The 14,367-nt window shown below is 66.7% G+C and carries 15 protein-coding genes; 5 read left to right on the forward strand and 10 right to left on the reverse strand.

Annotated elements, in window-relative coordinates; translation table 11 throughout:
- Positions 1–16: 16 nt before the first annotated feature.
- Complete coding sequence (gene mutL, locus HKK80_RS01485) at positions 17–1,684, forward strand: DNA mismatch repair endonuclease MutL (RefSeq protein ID WP_411797840.1); 1,668 nt, start codon at positions 17–19, stop codon at positions 1,682–1,684.
- On the opposite strand, the gene HKK80_RS01490 is transcribed toward mutL, so the two are convergent.
- From HKK80_RS01490 to HKK80_RS01520, 7 genes are all read right to left on the reverse strand, one after another.
- Complete coding sequence (locus HKK80_RS01490; RefSeq protein WP_411797841.1) at positions 1,685–1,945, reverse strand: hypothetical protein; 261 nt, start codon at positions 1,943–1,945, stop codon at positions 1,685–1,687.
- Positions 1,946–2,271: 326 nt separating this feature from the next.
- On the reverse strand, positions 2,272–3,948 hold the full coding sequence (gene lysS, locus HKK80_RS01495) for a lysine--tRNA ligase (protein WP_411797842.1): 1,677 nt from the start codon (positions 3,946–3,948) through the stop codon (positions 2,272–2,274).
- Positions 3,945–4,664, reverse strand: coding sequence for a UMP kinase (gene pyrH, locus HKK80_RS01500; RefSeq protein ID WP_411797843.1), 720 nt, complete (start codon positions 4,662–4,664; stop codon positions 3,945–3,947). The genes lysS and pyrH overlap by 4 nt, the downstream gene beginning before the upstream one ends.
- Before the next feature lie 78 nt (positions 4,665–4,742).
- A complete protein-coding gene (locus HKK80_RS01505; RefSeq protein WP_411797844.1) occupies positions 4,743–5,282 on the reverse strand; it encodes a hypothetical protein in 540 nt (179 codons plus the stop codon).
- 70 nt (positions 5,283–5,352) lie between these two features.
- Positions 5,353–5,655, reverse strand: coding sequence for a hypothetical protein (locus HKK80_RS01510; protein ID WP_411797845.1), 303 nt, complete (start codon positions 5,653–5,655; stop codon positions 5,353–5,355).
- Positions 5,655–5,999 (reverse strand): helix-turn-helix domain-containing protein, encoded by a 345-nt coding sequence (locus tag HKK80_RS01515; RefSeq protein WP_411797846.1) that lies wholly within the window; start codon positions 5,997–5,999, stop codon positions 5,655–5,657. The genes HKK80_RS01510 and HKK80_RS01515 overlap by 1 nt, the downstream gene beginning before the upstream one ends.
- A gap of 147 nt (positions 6,000–6,146) precedes the next feature.
- The gene (locus tag HKK80_RS01520) at positions 6,147–6,359 is read right to left on the reverse strand and encodes a hypothetical protein (RefSeq protein ID WP_411797847.1); all 213 of its coding nucleotides are present in this window, start codon (positions 6,357–6,359) and stop codon (positions 6,147–6,149) included.
- 129 nt (positions 6,360–6,488) lie between these two features.
- On the opposite strand from HKK80_RS01520, the gene HKK80_RS01525 reads away from it, so the two are divergent.
- Complete coding sequence (locus HKK80_RS01525; protein WP_411797848.1) at positions 6,489–7,409, forward strand: hypothetical protein; 921 nt, start codon at positions 6,489–6,491, stop codon at positions 7,407–7,409.
- 41 nt (positions 7,410–7,450) lie between these two features.
- Here the strand turns inward: HKK80_RS01525 and HKK80_RS01530 are convergent, their stop codons facing one another.
- Both HKK80_RS01530 and HKK80_RS01535 read right to left on the reverse strand, forming a co-directional pair.
- Positions 7,451–7,840 carry a hypothetical protein gene (locus tag HKK80_RS01530; protein WP_411797849.1) on the reverse strand — a complete coding sequence of 130 codons (390 nt, stop codon included), beginning with the start codon at positions 7,838–7,840 and terminating at the stop codon, positions 7,451–7,453.
- Positions 7,837–8,841: a PGF-CTERM sorting domain-containing protein gene (locus HKK80_RS01535; RefSeq protein ID WP_411797850.1), complete on the reverse strand. Its 1,005-nt coding sequence runs from the start codon at positions 8,839–8,841 to the stop codon at positions 7,837–7,839. The genes HKK80_RS01530 and HKK80_RS01535 overlap by 4 nt, the downstream gene beginning before the upstream one ends.
- Positions 8,842–8,961: 120 nt before the next feature.
- On the opposite strand from HKK80_RS01535, the gene HKK80_RS01540 reads away from it, so the two are divergent.
- The 3 genes from HKK80_RS01540 to HKK80_RS01550 all read left to right on the forward strand — a co-directional run bounded on the left by HKK80_RS01540 (position 8,962) and on the right by HKK80_RS01550 (position 13,219).
- The gene (locus HKK80_RS01540; RefSeq protein WP_411797851.1) at positions 8,962–9,804 is read left to right on the forward strand and encodes a molybdopterin synthase; all 843 of its coding nucleotides are present in this window, start codon (positions 8,962–8,964) and stop codon (positions 9,802–9,804) included.
- A gap of 74 nt (positions 9,805–9,878) precedes the next feature.
- Complete coding sequence (locus HKK80_RS01545) at positions 9,879–11,021, forward strand: site-2 protease family protein (protein WP_411797852.1); 1,143 nt, start codon at positions 9,879–9,881, stop codon at positions 11,019–11,021.
- A gap of 266 nt (positions 11,022–11,287) precedes the next feature.
- Complete coding sequence (locus tag HKK80_RS01550) at positions 11,288–13,219, forward strand: PAS domain S-box protein (protein WP_411797853.1); 1,932 nt, start codon at positions 11,288–11,290, stop codon at positions 13,217–13,219.
- A 224-nt stretch (positions 13,220–13,443) separates the two neighbouring features.
- Here the strand turns inward: HKK80_RS01550 and thiL are convergent, their stop codons facing one another.
- Positions 13,444–14,340, reverse strand: a complete 897-nt coding sequence (gene thiL / locus HKK80_RS01555) for a thiamine-phosphate kinase (protein ID WP_411797854.1) — start codon at positions 14,338–14,340, stop codon at positions 13,444–13,446.
- Positions 14,341–14,367 lie beyond the last annotated feature (27 nt).

Consider the following 14,367-nt stretch of genomic DNA (forward strand, 5'->3'; position numbering starts at 1 on the left):
TGGCCTTCCGACACGAATGGCACCGTCGCTCACCCGGCTCGACGAGACGACCATCGCCGAAATCGCGGCCGGCGAAGTCATCAGCCGCCCGGCCCGCGTCGTGAGCGAACTCCTCGACAACGCACTCGACGCCGGCGCGAGCCGGATCGATGTCGCGGTCGACGGGGACGGCACCGAGCGGATTCGCGTCGAAGACGACGGCCACGGCCTCTCCCGCGAGGACGCCACCCTCGCCGTCGAGCGACACACGACGAGCAAGCTCCCCGCCGACGCGAGCGACGCACTGACGGCGGTCTCGACGCTCGGCTTTCGCGGGGAGGCCCTGGCCGCGATCTGCGATTGTGCGACGGTCGAACTCGTGACCAACGACGGCGACGCCGTCGGGACGAAGCTCCGCGTCGAGGACGGCGAGGCGACCGTCAGCGACGCCGCGCGCGGGCAGGGAACCACCATCACTGTCACCGATCTCTTCGCCGACCGCCCGGCGCGCCGCGAGTCGCTGGCCGGCCCCGCCGCCGAGTTCGGCCGGATCAGCGACCGCGTCGCGGCCTACGCGCTCGCCCGCCCAGAAGTCCGGTTCTCGCTGGGCCACGACGGGACGACGACGTTCACGACGACCGGCAACGGCCCACGCGACGCGCTGCTCGGCGTCTACGATGCTGACCTCGCCCGCCAGGCGACCGTGGTCGAACACGCGACCGATATCGACACCGCCGAGGGCACCGGCTCGCTCGATCTCCGGGGAATCCTTGCCTATCCATCGGTCACGCGGGCGAGCCGCGAGCACGTCCGGGTCGCTGTCGATGGACGGCCGGTCGCGGACAGCGGCCTGCGGCGGGCCGTGATCGACGGCTACGACTCGCTGCTCGCAGGTGACGACTACCCCGTCGCTGCTATCGACGTGCGACCGCCGGCCGACGCCGTCGATCCGAACGTCCACCCGGCGAAACAGGCGGTCGGCTTGCGGTACCGGGAGGCCATCGAAGCCGCCGTCGAGACGGCTGTCGGCGACGCGTTGGCGACTGCCGACGCGCGCCGAACCGAGGCTGCGGCGACCGATCTCACGACCGAACTCGACAGCGTCGACCGAAGCGATCCCTTCGCCGACCTGCGGGTCATCGGCAGCTTCCGCGAGCTCTACCTGCTCTGTGAGGACGACGACCAGTTGCTCGTGGTCGATCAGCACGCTGCCCACGAGCGAGTCAACTACGAGCGATTGCAGGCCGCTGTCGGCGACGACGCGGTGCCGACCGCGACGCTGGAGCCGCCGGAATCCGTGTCGGTGTCGCCCGCTGCGGCATCGCTGGCCGAGGCTCACGCTGACTTGCTCGATTCGCTTGGGTTCGGGATCGAGGCGTTCGGCGGCGGCACGCTACGGGTCTCGGCGGTGCCGGCTCCGTTCGGTCGCACGGCCGACGCCGCGGCGTTGCGAGCGACGCTCGACGGGATAGCCGCCGATGAGACGCCGGATGATCCGCGGGACGCGCTGCTGGCTGAGCTGGCCTGTCAGCCGTCACTGAAAGCCGGCGACTCGCTGTCGACTGACGATGCCGAACGGCTGCTGGATCGGTTAGGTGAGTGCGAGCAACCCTTCGCTTGCCCGCACGGGCGGCCGACAGTCTGCTCGATCGACGAGGCGACGCTGGCAGCCGGGTTTGACCGCGGGTCGACGCGGTTCGATTAGCTACCACGATTTGCAGTCCGGACAGACGAACCCCTCGTCGTCGCGCCACTGTCGCTCGGTTGTCGCGCCGCAGGCCGCGCAGGTCGCGCCCTCTGGCTGCCAGCGGTAGGTCGGGATCGCTGGCTCGGCCTCAGCATCGACTGGAGAATCGGCAGCGTCGTCAGCGGTGGGCTCGTCGGTATCGTCGCTATCGATGGCTTCGTCACCGTTGTCGTCAGCATCGTCGGCAGCGAACTCGGTCAGCGGACGATCCTCGCTCATCGGTCGCTGTTGGGGTGGTGGCGTACTAAAACGGCCGGTCGGCTGAGATTATCATGTTCTGGACACCAGAGAAGTTGGTACTGTCTCGAAAGCCCCGAGCCGCTCCGGTCGAGGGCCTCGCTGCGCGCCTCGTCACTCGCTTCGCTCGTTCCTGCGGTGCTTGCGTCGGCCGTCTTCCCGGAGCGACTCGCCCCTTTCAGTCCCGCCCGACTGCGGCTGCTCGACCTGCCGACGTAGGTAGGAGTGAAAAAAGCAGCGGCTTTCGGGCTGTGCACGACCCAATCGCGCTACTCTGAACAGCACTGTCGGGGCCTCCCAAGCGAGGACTATCGCTCGCGGCGGAGCCGCCCGACGACGAACTCCTGTTCGAGGTCACCGAGGAACTCGCCGAGCCGCGGCCCCTGGGTCTCGTCGAAAAACAGCCGGTAGCCGGCCTCGAAGAGGTCGCCTGGCTCGATGTCGTGCTCGCGGGCGGTGTCGTAGATCTCCGATTGGATCGTCTCGCCGTCGTGGCCTGCGGCGACGACATCGGCCAGCGCGCCGAGGGCGTCACTCGTCGCGTCGTCGAACTCGGTGTCGGGGAGGTCGGCCTGCAGCCGGTAGTTGTAGGCGTTGTCCATGCGCTCGGCCCAGGTGCGGGCCTGCTCGACGCGGGCGAGGGCGGCCTCAACGGTTGCGGCGTCGGCGTCGTCGGGGATGTGGCCCTCGTCGCGGGCCAGCTTCTCGCGGAGCTCCCGATCCTCGACCATGCCGAGGACAGCCGCGAAGGTGTACGGCAGCCGGATCGGCCGCTCGTCGGCCACATCGTCGACGACATAGGGATACGCCGCCTCGGCGAAAGCAGTCACCGACTCGTCGTCGACACCCGCGTAGTAGGCTTCCTCGAAGCGGTCGAAGTCGTCGACGAGTTGGTCGAGCCGGGAGAGATCGAGATCGCGGGCCTTCTTCGGGTGGAGCGCGAAGAAGTAGCGGATGACCTCGGGTTCCAAGAGTTCCAAGAGTTCGGGGACGGTGACGATGTTGCCGGCCGACGACGAGAGGGCCTCCCCGTTGAGTGTGAACCACTCATAGACCATCGGCACCGGCGGCTCGATACCGAGGACGTTCTCGGCGATGTCGACGCCGGAGGGCCAGGAGCCCTCGGCGTGATCCTTGCCGAACGGCTCGAAGTCCACATCCAGCACCTGCCACTGGCCGGGCCACTCGAACCGCCAGGGGAGTTTGCCCTCCCGGAAGGTGGCGGTGCCCTCGTGACCACAGCCCTCGATCGTCTCGTCGCCGACCTCCATATCGGTACAGACGTAGTCGACCGTCTCGGCGTCGAGATCGATGTCGGTGACCGTCTCAGTCAGCTTGCCGCACTCCTCGCAGATCGGATTGAACGGGACGTAGTCGTCGTCGGCCTTTGCTTGGTACTCGCTGAGTACCTCGCGGGCGGTGTCGGCGCGGTCGAGGACGTGTTTGACCACGGGATCGAAGGCTCCCTCGGCGTACAGCGCGGTGTTGGAGTACATCTCGATATCGACGCCGAGCCGCTCGGCATCGGCTGCCAGCAGCGCGGCGAAGTGGGCGGCGTAGGAGTCGCGTTCGCCGAATGGGTCGGGAATGTCGGTGTAGGGTTTGCCGAGGTTGCGGCCGAGCGCGCCGGCATCGACCTCGCCGAGGCCGACGATCTGTCCGTCGGCGTTGGCGAGTTTCCGGGGGAGTTTCCGTAGCGGGTCGCGGTCGTCGCTGGTGAAGACCTGTCGCACCTTGTGGTCGCGATCGCGGAGGGCTTCGGCGACGAAGTAGCCGCGCATGATCTCGTTGACGTTGCCGAGGTGGGCGACGCCCGAGGGCGACACGCCGCCCTTGATGACGATCGGATCGTCGGGGTCGCGTTGTTCAATCTCGTCGGCAACACCCTCGGCCCAGAAGTCGTGGTGGTCGTCGGTGGCGGTGTCGTGGGCGGTCGCAGGCGTCGGGTCGTCGGCGTCTACATCGCCCGGCTCGTCGGTGCTCATTCTGTCGTGATCCACTCCGCGGGTTCATCGCTTCCCTTGGGGATGATGTCGGTGCCGGTGTGGCTCCCGTTGAGCAGCGCGTCGGTGATATCGCCGGGGTCGGTGCCATCGAAGACGATCGCGCGCATCCCGGCGCGTTCGATCAGCTTTGCAGCCAGCAGATCGACCGGTGCCGACGAGCCCGCATCCCGGCTCATCGGGACGACCAACTCGACGAGTTCCGCCGGCGACATCGTCGTATAACGGATCGCCTCGGGATCCTCGTGGGGGTCGGCGTCGTAAACGCCGTCGGTGCTCGTCGCATACGCCAGCAGGTCGGCGTCAACGTACTCGGCGAGGCCGGCAGCGACGGCGTCGGTCGTCTGGCCGGCCATCACCCCACCCATGATCGCCACATCACCGCGGTTGAGCGCTTCGCCGGCGTCGGCGTAATCCTCCGCGGGTGTTGGGTTCGTTTTGATATCGAGGGCAGCGATCAACAGCCGGGCGTTGAGCCGGGTGGCTGCGATCCCGAGCTCGTCGAGTTCAACCTCGTTGCCGCCGAGTTCGCGGCCAGCCGCGATGTAGTCGCGGGCGACCTCGCCGCCGCCGACGACGATCCCGACCTCAAAGCCGGCGTCGACAAGCGATTCGATGGCGTCGGCGTGGGCCGCCACCTGATCGGCGTCGAGATCCGGTGCGAGGACGCTGCCGCCGAGTGAAAGGATGACCTTCATTGCCATCTGATTCCCCCGAGTCGGCCTTAAGCGTTCTCACACGGGGAGACGCGACCGACGCACAGCGGCTGTCAGACCCTATCCGTCGTCGCCGAACCGATCGGCGAGATCGCTGAACTCATCGATGACGAGGATCTCGATCGGGCTCGGCGCGCCGTCACCCCCGAGGGCGACGATGATGTGTTGTTCCTCGGTGTTGTCGACGGTGACCGTCGCCTCCCGGCTGCTGGTCTCGTTGATCGCGCTGTCGAGTTCGACCGTCACGGTGTACTCTCCGGCGTCGGTGAACACATCGCCGTACGCTGGCGTTGAGCTCGGCCCATCCGTGTCTTCCTCGTCGTCGCTGTCGCTTGGCGCGACCGTGAACGATTCCTCAAGCTGGGTGTCGCCGTTCGGATCGACGACCGTGACGGTACCGCTCCGTTCCTGATCGGTGCCGTTGAGCACGTTGACATCCTCAAGGATCGCCCCGGCGATGGCGTTCATGATGTCCATACAGCCGGCCAGGCCGGCGAGAGCCGTCGCGCCACCAGCGGCCAGTAGCCGCCGGCGGGTCGTCTTCGTGGCTGTGTGGTCGGCGGGCGAGGCGTCACCGCATGCGGGATGGTTCGGATCCATTGCTAGCGACGTGCCACTCCCACCTGAAAAACCGGGAGGGGGTGTTTCTCGGCGTGAAACACCGGTGGTTCTACCCCCGGTACAGCGAGTAGATGATGAGGCTGAGCCCGCCGATCTCGACCAGTCGGCTGGCCAGTGGCAGGACGTACGACATCAGGAGGTCATCGCCCGGCACGACCAGCGTAAACACCAGCGAGAGGGCAAACGGCGCGACGATGATCAGCCCGAGGCCGGCGGCCAGATACAGCATCCGTTGGCTATCGTTGCGCCGGTACCCCCGGTAGGCCTGAAAGACGATCAGCAGGCCAAGCGCGGCGGCGATCAGCGTCGCTGTCAACACCAGAAGATAGAGGAGGGATTCGGCGGCGACCATCAGATCCCCTCCCAGAGTTCGGTGAAGCGGTCGGCAGCGTCGGTCGGTTCCCGCGATACATCGGCCGTGAGCTCGCCGTCGGTGAGGTCGATGGCGACCGATTCCAGCGTCGCCTCGTAGCTGCTGTAGTGGTGGCCATCCTCGTCGAGTTCGGTGTGTTCGGCCAGCAGGTCGTGGTCGGTGAGGCGGTTGATCCGTCTGTACACCGTCGGCAGCGACGCGTCACAGGCCTCGGCTAGTTGGTTCGCTGACATTGGTTCCGTGCTCGTGGCGATGAGGATCGCTCTGGCGTACTCGTCATCGAGGAGCGACAACACCTCCTCGACCGGGAGCTCCTCACTCACACCCCGACCACGCCCGGCTGGCCACGTATAGGCTACCGGTCGTTTTCAGGGTCGGAAACTCGGTGAGCGATCACAGCCACAGTAGCGGTAAAACACGGAGCGTCCGGTAGGTACCGCGGTCGCCGACAGCCGACAGGTGGGTTCGATTCATTGTGACGACGGCCCCACGCGGCGGGCGAGTTCGTAAGCGAGCGTGGCGGGCAGGGTGATGGTGAGCCCGACGACGACGACCTCATCGACGGTCAGCCCCGCGTCGGTGAGCGCGCTGTAGAACACGAGGCCGCCGGTGGCGAGGACGGCAACGATGGTGGCGACGTATTCGGGCATCGTCCACGCTGGCGTTGGAGGATCGGCGGACATACGACACCGGTAGGGAGCTGTACTCCCCTCAATGTGTCCATTGGTTCCGTTGGAATACGTTCTATCGACAGTTTCTGAGCGTGAAAATCGGAGCGACACCTAAACCGATAGCGAATCGAGGCGGAAGCAATGCCCCTCCACGTTCGATCTGTTGTCGGCGACGGGCTCCGCGTGGCTGTCTCACGGAACGGAGCCGTCTTTGCGGCGGTCTTTCTCGCCGTCGAAACGCTGAGTCTGCTGTTGGTGCTTGTCGCGGGGACGACCTACGTGCCCGTCGATCTCGGCGCGGGCATCGATCCGACCGGCGGGATCGCCGCCGGCAGCCAGCTCTCGGAGCTCACCGGTGCTGCCGCCATGCTGCTTGTCGGCGCGTTCAGCGCGGTCGTCACCGTCCCGGTTTCGATCATTGCCATCCGGACGTTTGTCGCCGGTGCGACCGACGCCATCCCCGAGGCCGCGCTGTTCAACGATCTCGGGTGGGCGACCGCCCGCGGCCTCGTCGCCACCCTCTGTTATACCGGCCTCCTGTTCCTGCTGCCGGTTGCTGCCGGTCTTGGGCTTCTCGCTATCTTGTTTGGCCTCGGCGCAAGCGGGCTCTCCGGTTGGATCGCGGGGGTCGTCGGTCTCCTGTCGGGTGGGCTCCTGTTGGCGATCCTTCTGGCCGTCGGCGTCGTCGTCTGGCTTCATTTCCTCTTTTTGCTCCACGAGATCGGTGTTCGCGAGCAGGGTGTCCTCGACGCCTTCCGGGGGAGCTGGGCGACCGTTCGGGGGAGCCGGCTCGAAGTCGGCGTGCTTGCGTTTCTGCTCACGTCGCTGCGAACCGGGGTCGGCTGGTTCAGCGCGCCGCCGGTCGACGGTTCGTGGACGCTGCTGCAGGCCGTTGCCACCCCTGTGTCGCTGATCGGTTCGGCGGCTATCGGCGTTGTCACCGTGGCGATCCTCGCACGGGCCTACCGCGACCTCCGGCCCGAGGTCGATCCTGACGGGCCGTCCGGGCGGGCGGAACCGGCCGACGCCGACTCGCCGCAGGGTGAACCGAACCCCCAGTAGCGACGCCGTCGTCGGCCGTGTATTTGGCCGGCCGCGACACGCTAGCGGAGTTCCCGTGCCTGCCAGAGGATTCCGGCCCCTGACAGCAGCAGGATTGTGAGGTTGAACAGGGCCTGAAACAGCGACTGGTACGCCGGTGCGATCAGCTCGTTGATCGTCGCCGAAGCGGCGAAATAAAACCGGAGCAGCGCGATGAGCGCCAGCAACGCCAACGCGGCAACGACGAAATACCGGAGTTTGCGCTCGATATCGTCCGGGAGCCAACTGGGATCGGGGTCGTCGAAATCGTCTGCGTCGTCGAACTCGTCCGAATCATCGAACTCGTCCGCGTCGTCGAACTCGGTAGCCTCGGCCGCCGGCTGCGTATCGGCCCAGCCGTCAGTCGTTTCCTGTTCGTCTGTGGTCGTGGTGTCGTCGGGCTCAGTAGTCATGAGAGACGCCTCCGTGCGAACAGTCCGCCAAGTGCGAGCGCGAGTGCCGCGACCGGAACCCCGAAGCCGGGGGTCGCCGAGCCGCTGTCGCCTTCCATCTCCGCGCCATCGTCGGCTCCGGCCGTCGGTCGGTCGCGTTCGAAGTCACTGACTTCGAGGGCAACATCGCGGCTGGTCTCGTTGACCGCGAGCCGCTCGCTCGGATCGAGATTCACGGCCGTCCGGGTCGTATCGACGATGACGCCGTCCTTTCGCAGCACGCCGTCGATGTAGTAGTTGTACTCGCTCGGCACCGAGACGGTCATCGCCGTCTCGGCGGTTCGGCCGGGACGGATCGCGGCAACGTCGGCACTCGCGCGGTCGGCGACGAGATTCGAGTCGGCCTGCCGGACGGTGAGCTGTACGCTCACGTTTGCCGGCTGTGTCGACCCCTGATTGGTCAGGAGCGCGGTGGCATCGAGGGTGGTTCGATCACCGCTTGCCTCCCGCACCGCGACGCCGAGCGGCGGGAGCGTCCGCTCGTCGGCGAATGTGATCGGGGTGCGAGCGTAGGCAGGCACCAGTGCTTGCAGCCCGCTGACCCGCTGGCGGCCGGTGTCGACCCGCCGGCCGTCCTGATAGACGACGGTCTCGATGCGGTAGCCGCCCTCGCGGTCGACGCTGAGCGTCGCGGGGACGATCCGCTCGCGCTCGCCGCGCAACTCGCCGACCGAGACCGTTTGGGTTGTCGCCAACAGCCCCGACTCGGCGTCGATAGCCTGAAGACGAACGCTGACGTTCCGGGTCGGGTTGCCGCGATGCCGGAGCGTCGTATTGACTCGCAACTCGACCGTCTGCCCGCCGATGTCCTGTGGCTGGATGGTGGCATCGGCGATGTCGACGCGGCCGGGATCGCGCTCGGCGGGCGGCCCCGAGAGCGTGCCCGGCGCGAGGAGGGCGACGAGGAGTGCCACCACGACCACGCCGCCGGCACCGGCCGCGAGCGTTTCGATGCGATCCATACCGACCGACCCGCCGCGCCTGATAAGTGTCTTTGGGACGTTACAATCAGATTTCACGTCACCCGGTTAGAACGACGGTTCAGCTAAACACTCAAGTTCGCCGGGCGTCCGAGCCAAGGTATGCAGACGCTCTGTGTCGTCGGCGACGCGGCCGGCGCGGTCGTCGACGAACTCGTCGCCGCCATCGCCGAGCACCACGACGGCCGGATCGCCACTGTCGACTACGACGACGGAGACGCCGTCGCTGGCGACGTTGCTGTCGGCGACAACGCTGTCGACAGCGAGGTATCGACCGACGCCGACGGCCAGTTCAGCCTCACAAGTGACGGGCGGTGGGTCGGCCGCGGCGACGACCGCTCGCTTGTCGATCTCCTTGATTCGCTTGCCCCCGACTACGCCTACGCCGTCGTTGCCGGCGCGAGCCACCACCGACTGCCGACCGTCGTCGTCGGCGACACCGACCCCGAGCCGGCGAACGTCGTCGCCAACGCGCCAACCGCCGACGGCGTCGACATCGCCGCTCTCGCCGCCCGGATCGACGACTTCGGGCCACACGTTACCCTCCAGACGCTGATCGACCGGGCGGCGGCCTCGCCGCTGGCCGAGCGATCGGGGGCGATCGCAACGTTCACCGGCCGGGTGCGCGTGAAAGACAGCCCCGACGACGACCGCACCGAACAGCTCGCCTTCGAGAAGTACGAGGGCGTCGCCGCCGATCGAATGGCCGCCATCAGCGACGAGCTCACCGACCGCGAGGGCGTTTTCGAGGTGCTGATGCACCACCGCGTCGGCGTCATGGGGCCGGGTGAGGACATCGTCTTCGTCGTCGTGTTGGCGGGCCACCGCGAGGCGGCGTTTCGGACGGTCGAAGACGGGATCAACCGCCTGAAAGACGAGGTGCCGATCTTTAAGAAGGAAACCACCGAAAGCGAGGCGTTCTGGCTCCACGAACGGGGGTGCTGAGAACCCGGTGGTGCAACAGGAACGGCGGCGACGACAAGCGTTTATGCGGTTCAGTCACGTATAGCCGCCAATGGGTGACGATGGCTGAGTCGAACTCGGTTCCCCGTCCCGACGAGCTTGAGACGTGGTACCAGCTTGAGGATGTGCGGATCGACGGCGACCGGATCGTCTACTACGGCGAGCCGCTGATCCCCGAAAAACGGCTCCACCGCGAGCTGTGGCCGGCGTTTCAGGATGCGGGCTACGAGCTCAAGCTGGCCCGACGCGGTGAGGGTGGCACCGCCCTCGTTGCGATCCCCGCCGAGACGGTCGGTAGCCAGGGGATCCCGTGGACGAACATCGCACTGTTTGCGGTGACCGTCCTGTCGACGCTGTTCGTCGGTGCCACCGGCTGGTACTTTGTCCCGTTTTCGGAGATCGCTGCCAACCCGCTGGCGATACTGGAGGCGTGGCCGTTTACCGCCGCCGTCCTCGGCGTGCTCATGACCCACGAGTTTGGCCACTACGCGATGGGCCGGTACCACGATGTGACCGTCTCGTTGCCGTATGTCATCCCCTTCGTGTTCCCGTTTGGCACGCTCGGGGCGATCATCAAGATGAAAAGCCGGATGCCGGATCGGAAAGCCCTCTTCGATATCGGGGTTGCCGGCCCCATCGCCGGCCTCGTCGCAACTGTCGTTGTCACCGCGATCGGGCTCACGTTAGGGCCGGTCGAACTGCCGGCTCGGGTTGTTGAACAGTCCCAATCCGCGGAGTCGATCGTGTTTAACAACCCGCCGTTGATGGATCTCATCGCGTGGGTGCTCGGCGAGCAGGTGGTCTACAACGATCCGTCGCTTAACCCCCATCCGGTCATCATCGGTGGCTGGGTCGGGATGTTTTTCACCTTCCTCAATCTGCTGCCGGTCGGCCAGCTTGACGGCGGCCACATGGTGCGGGCGATGGTCGGCCGGCGACAGGAGACGATCGCCGCGTTGGTGCCGGTCGCATTGTTCACGGTCGCCGGCTATCTCTACTACGTCCGTGATCTCGGGCTCAACGACTCGGTTGGGCTGTGGGCGTTTTGGGGGCTGTTCTCGTTGGTCATCGCCTACAAAGGGCCAGCTGATCCGGCCGACGAGACTCCTCTTGGGCGACCGCGGCTCCTTGTCGGCATGGTAACGTTCGCGTTTGGCCTGCTGTGCTTTATGCTTGTGCCGATCCAGCTTGTCGGCTAAGAGCAGGGCGGTACTGTCGATCAGCTGATCGCATTCCTAATAGTATCGATCAGCCCCCCACGAGGTGCCGATCGAGATCGGTAGGTGGCCGCCTGCTGTGGCTCCGATAGAAGTGAGCGGCTGTAAACTGCCGCATGGTACACATTTTTGTTTGTTGCCTAGTAATTGTGATATGCTAGCATGACTTTGCGTCCCCGATGGTATCACACACGGGTCGGCAGAAATGGTGTGGAAGTTGCTGCGCCACAGCAGTTCGGAGGGGTTGTATGACAGCCCCTGACGACATGCTGGCCGCACAGCGACAGCTCACCGAGATCTTCCGACAGGCGTGCCCGTTCGATCAGAAGGTTCGTGATGCCCTCCAGCTCGGTGTGTCGTATCTCGGCGTCGACAACGGCCATCTCACCCGGATCGACACCGCGACCAACGACTGGCAGGCGATGGTCAGCACCGACGACGCCGACGGTCACACCCCGCCGGAGCTCGAACTTGATCTCCGCGAAACCTACTGTCGGCGGACGATCGATGCGGGCGAACAGCTCGCTGTCCCCGAGATCTCGGCCAGCGAGTGGGCCGACGACCCGGCCCACCAGAGCCGCGAGCTCGACTGTTATCTCGGCACGCCGATCGTTCTCGACGGGGAGCCCTGTGGCACCGTCTGCTTTGTCGCCGCCACGGGCTGTGAGCCCTTCACCGACGCCGACCGTCAGTTCGCCGACCTGCTGGCCTGTCTGTTGGAACGCGAGCTCGAACGGGAGACGGTCGCCACCGCACTCACCAATCAGACGACGCTGGCGACGGTGCTCAACCGCGTGCTGCGGCACAACCTCCGCAACGAGATGTCGGTTATCCGTGGGTTCACACAGCTCATGGCCGAGGAGCTGGAGGCCGACCGCGCCGAGAGCACCCACGCTGAGACCGTCTTCGAACATATCGATGATCTGCTGGGGCTCTCGGAGAAAGCCCGGGAGCTCGAACGGATCGTTACCGCCGACGCCGACCGTACCGCCACCGACATCGGGGCCCTCGTTGAGCGACTTGTCGACGATGTCGCCGCCGACTACCCCGAGGCGTCGATCTCGGTTGTCGCCGCCGGCTCGGTCACGACAGCCGTGCTCCCGAGCTTCGAGCGCGCGCTGCGGGAGCTGCTCGACAACGCCGCCAAACACGCCGGCAGCGCGCCGACGATCACCGTGACCGTTGAGACCGTTCCCGACGCCGTCGAGATCGAGATCACCGACGACGGCCCCGGTCTCAGCAACCAGGAGATCGACGTGTTGGACACCGGCACCGAGACGCCGTTCACCCACGGCAGCGGGCTTGGCCTCTGGCTGGCTCACTGGATCGTCAGCAGCCACGAGGGGACGATCGATGCGGTGGCGACCGACTCGGGGACGGTGATGACCGTCTCGGTGCCACGGAAGCCGGCGGCGGGTATCAGCCCGGAGCTGCCGGAGCTCACCCGGGCTCGTGACACCTACCGGGCGGCCGTCGAGGGCGCCCGCGATGCGATCATCGTCGTCACCGATGACGGCCGGATCGTCGAAGCCAACCCCGCCGCCGGTGAGCTCTTTGGCCTCGACAACACCGATCTCCGTGGGCGGGTCATCACCGAGCTGTTTTCGGAGTCAATCCCTGTCGAGGAGCTCTGGGCCGATGCCGATCCCAGCGAGCGGGCGACCGTTACCGCCGTTGACGATGCGGGCTCCGAACGCGTGATCGAGTACACCGCGACGCCGGAGATCGTTGCCGACCACCACCTGTTTGTCGGCCGCGATGTGACCGAGCGCGTCGCCCGCGAGGCCGAACTCAGCCGGAAGACACAGGCGATGGATGCCGCCCCGATCGGTATCATCATCGCCGACCATACCGCCGAAGACAACCCGATCGTCTACGCCAACAATGCGTTCTGTGAGCTGACCGGCTACGAGGAACGCGAGGTGCTCGGCCGGAACTGCCGGTTCCTCCAGACCGACGACACTGACCCCGGTCGCATCAGGCGACTCCGCGAGGGGATCGATGCCGCCGAAACGGTGTCGGTGACGCTGCGAAACCGCCGGCAGGATGGACGTCTGTTTTGGAACCACGTCACCGTCGCGCCGGTCGAGGCCGGCGGCGAGCAGCTGCTGGTCGGCTTTCAGGAGGATGTAACCGATCGGATCGACCGGCCGCTGTCACCTGACGGGGCACCGAACTGACCGGCGTATCGAGCAGCTGATCGCGCTGTTCAACCGCGTGCTGCGACACAACTCCACAGCGACATGGGGAAGATCATCGGGGTCGCAACCCTCAGCAACGTCGCCGAGACCGACGGCGACGCGAGCGGGACGAAGCGACGCTTCGGCTGCCGGCGATCACCGACGACGACACGATCGAAGCGGCGGCGCGACGACCGACGGTGCTGTTCAGCTCCCCCGACCAGTTAGCCGTGCGTATAGCCGCGATCGGCCAGCGGATCGCCGTCGGCCGTCACGCCTGCCCCGCTTTCGACAACGTGGCCGATCTCGGTCAGCGGCGTCGGCGATGCTTCTCGCACACTGTCGAGCCGCGCGGCCGGCACCGTCGCCACGAGTTCGAAATCCTCGCCGAAATGGGCTGCTGCCTCCCAGCGATCGTCGGCGTCGTCAGCGACCTCGTCGAGCGCGTCGGCGACGGGGACGGCCGCGCGGTCGATAGCGAACCCACAATCGCTGGCCTCGGCGAGTTGGTGCAGCGACCGCGCCAGTCCGTCGCTTGAGTCCATCATCGCTGTCGCCGCGCCAGCGAGCGCGCGGCCGGCGTCAACCCGCGGGGTAAACTGAAAGAGGTCGTTGGCGCGTTCGATCGCGTCGTCGTCATCCGCTGTTCCGCGCTCGAAATACCGGAGGGCGGCCGCACTCCGACCGAACGCGCCGGTGACGACGACGCGGTCGCCGGGCGTCGCGCCCGCGCGGTCGACCGATTCATCGACCGTCCCGATAGCGGTCGTCGCCACGGTGAACTCGCTGTGGTTGTCGAGGTCGCCGCCAACGTAGTCGGCACCGACGGTCTCACAGACCGCCTGCGCGCCGTCGACGAAATCGGCGAGGGCGTCGGCGTCGAAGGTGGTGTCGGCGTAGGCGGCGACCGCCGCCGTTGGGGTCGCGCCGACAGCGGCGAGATCCGACAGCGAGGCGGCGACCGCCCGCCAGCCAGCGGTGTAGCGGGTCGTCCCCGCCGGGAAGTCCGTCGTCTCGTGGAGCATGTCGGTCGTGATCGCCGTCCCCTCGATCACGGCAGCGTCGTCGCCGGCGTGGGGGAGGGTCGCCGCGAGCTGTCGGAGGGCCGCACGTTCGTCCATCGCGTTGCCGTCAGTTTTGCCGGTGGC

The sequence above is a fragment of the Halonotius sp. F2-221B genome, from assembly GCF_046719765.1.
GTDB lineage: Archaea > Halobacteriota > Halobacteria > Halobacteriales > Haloferacaceae > Halonotius.

Excerpts from the sequence above, each read along its gene's own strand:
- mutL (WP_411797840.1), top strand. The coding sequence starts at position 17 with ATGGCACCGTCGCTCACCCGGCTCGACGAGACGACCATCGCCGAAATC.
- HKK80_RS01490 (WP_411797841.1), bottom strand. The coding sequence starts at position 1,945 with ATGAGCGAGGATCGTCCGCTGACCGAGTTCGCTGCCGACGATGCTGAC.
- lysS (WP_411797842.1), bottom strand. The coding sequence starts at position 3,948 with ATGAGCACCGACGAGCCGGGCGATGTAGACGCCGACGACCCGACGCCT.
- pyrH (WP_411797843.1), bottom strand. The coding sequence starts at position 4,664 with ATGAAGGTCATCCTTTCACTCGGCGGCAGCGTCCTCGCACCGGATCTC.
- HKK80_RS01505 (WP_411797844.1), bottom strand. The coding sequence starts at position 5,282 with ATGGATCCGAACCATCCCGCATGCGGTGACGCCTCGCCCGCCGACCAC.
- HKK80_RS01510 (WP_411797845.1), bottom strand. The coding sequence starts at position 5,655 with ATGGTCGCCGCCGAATCCCTCCTCTATCTTCTGGTGTTGACAGCGACG.
- HKK80_RS01520 (WP_411797847.1), bottom strand. The coding sequence starts at position 6,359 with ATGTCCGCCGATCCTCCAACGCCAGCGTGGACGATGCCCGAATACGTC.
- HKK80_RS01525 (WP_411797848.1), top strand. The coding sequence starts at position 6,489 with ATGCCCCTCCACGTTCGATCTGTTGTCGGCGACGGGCTCCGCGTGGCT.
- HKK80_RS01530 (WP_411797849.1), bottom strand. The coding sequence starts at position 7,840 with ATGACTACTGAGCCCGACGACACCACGACCACAGACGAACAGGAAACG.
- HKK80_RS01535 (WP_411797850.1), bottom strand. The coding sequence starts at position 8,841 with ATGGATCGCATCGAAACGCTCGCGGCCGGTGCCGGCGGCGTGGTCGTG.
- HKK80_RS01540 (WP_411797851.1), top strand. The coding sequence starts at position 8,962 with ATGCAGACGCTCTGTGTCGTCGGCGACGCGGCCGGCGCGGTCGTCGAC.
- HKK80_RS01550 (WP_411797853.1), top strand. The coding sequence starts at position 11,288 with ATGACAGCCCCTGACGACATGCTGGCCGCACAGCGACAGCTCACCGAG.
- thiL (WP_411797854.1), bottom strand. The coding sequence starts at position 14,340 with ATGGACGAACGTGCGGCCCTCCGACAGCTCGCGGCGACCCTCCCCCAC.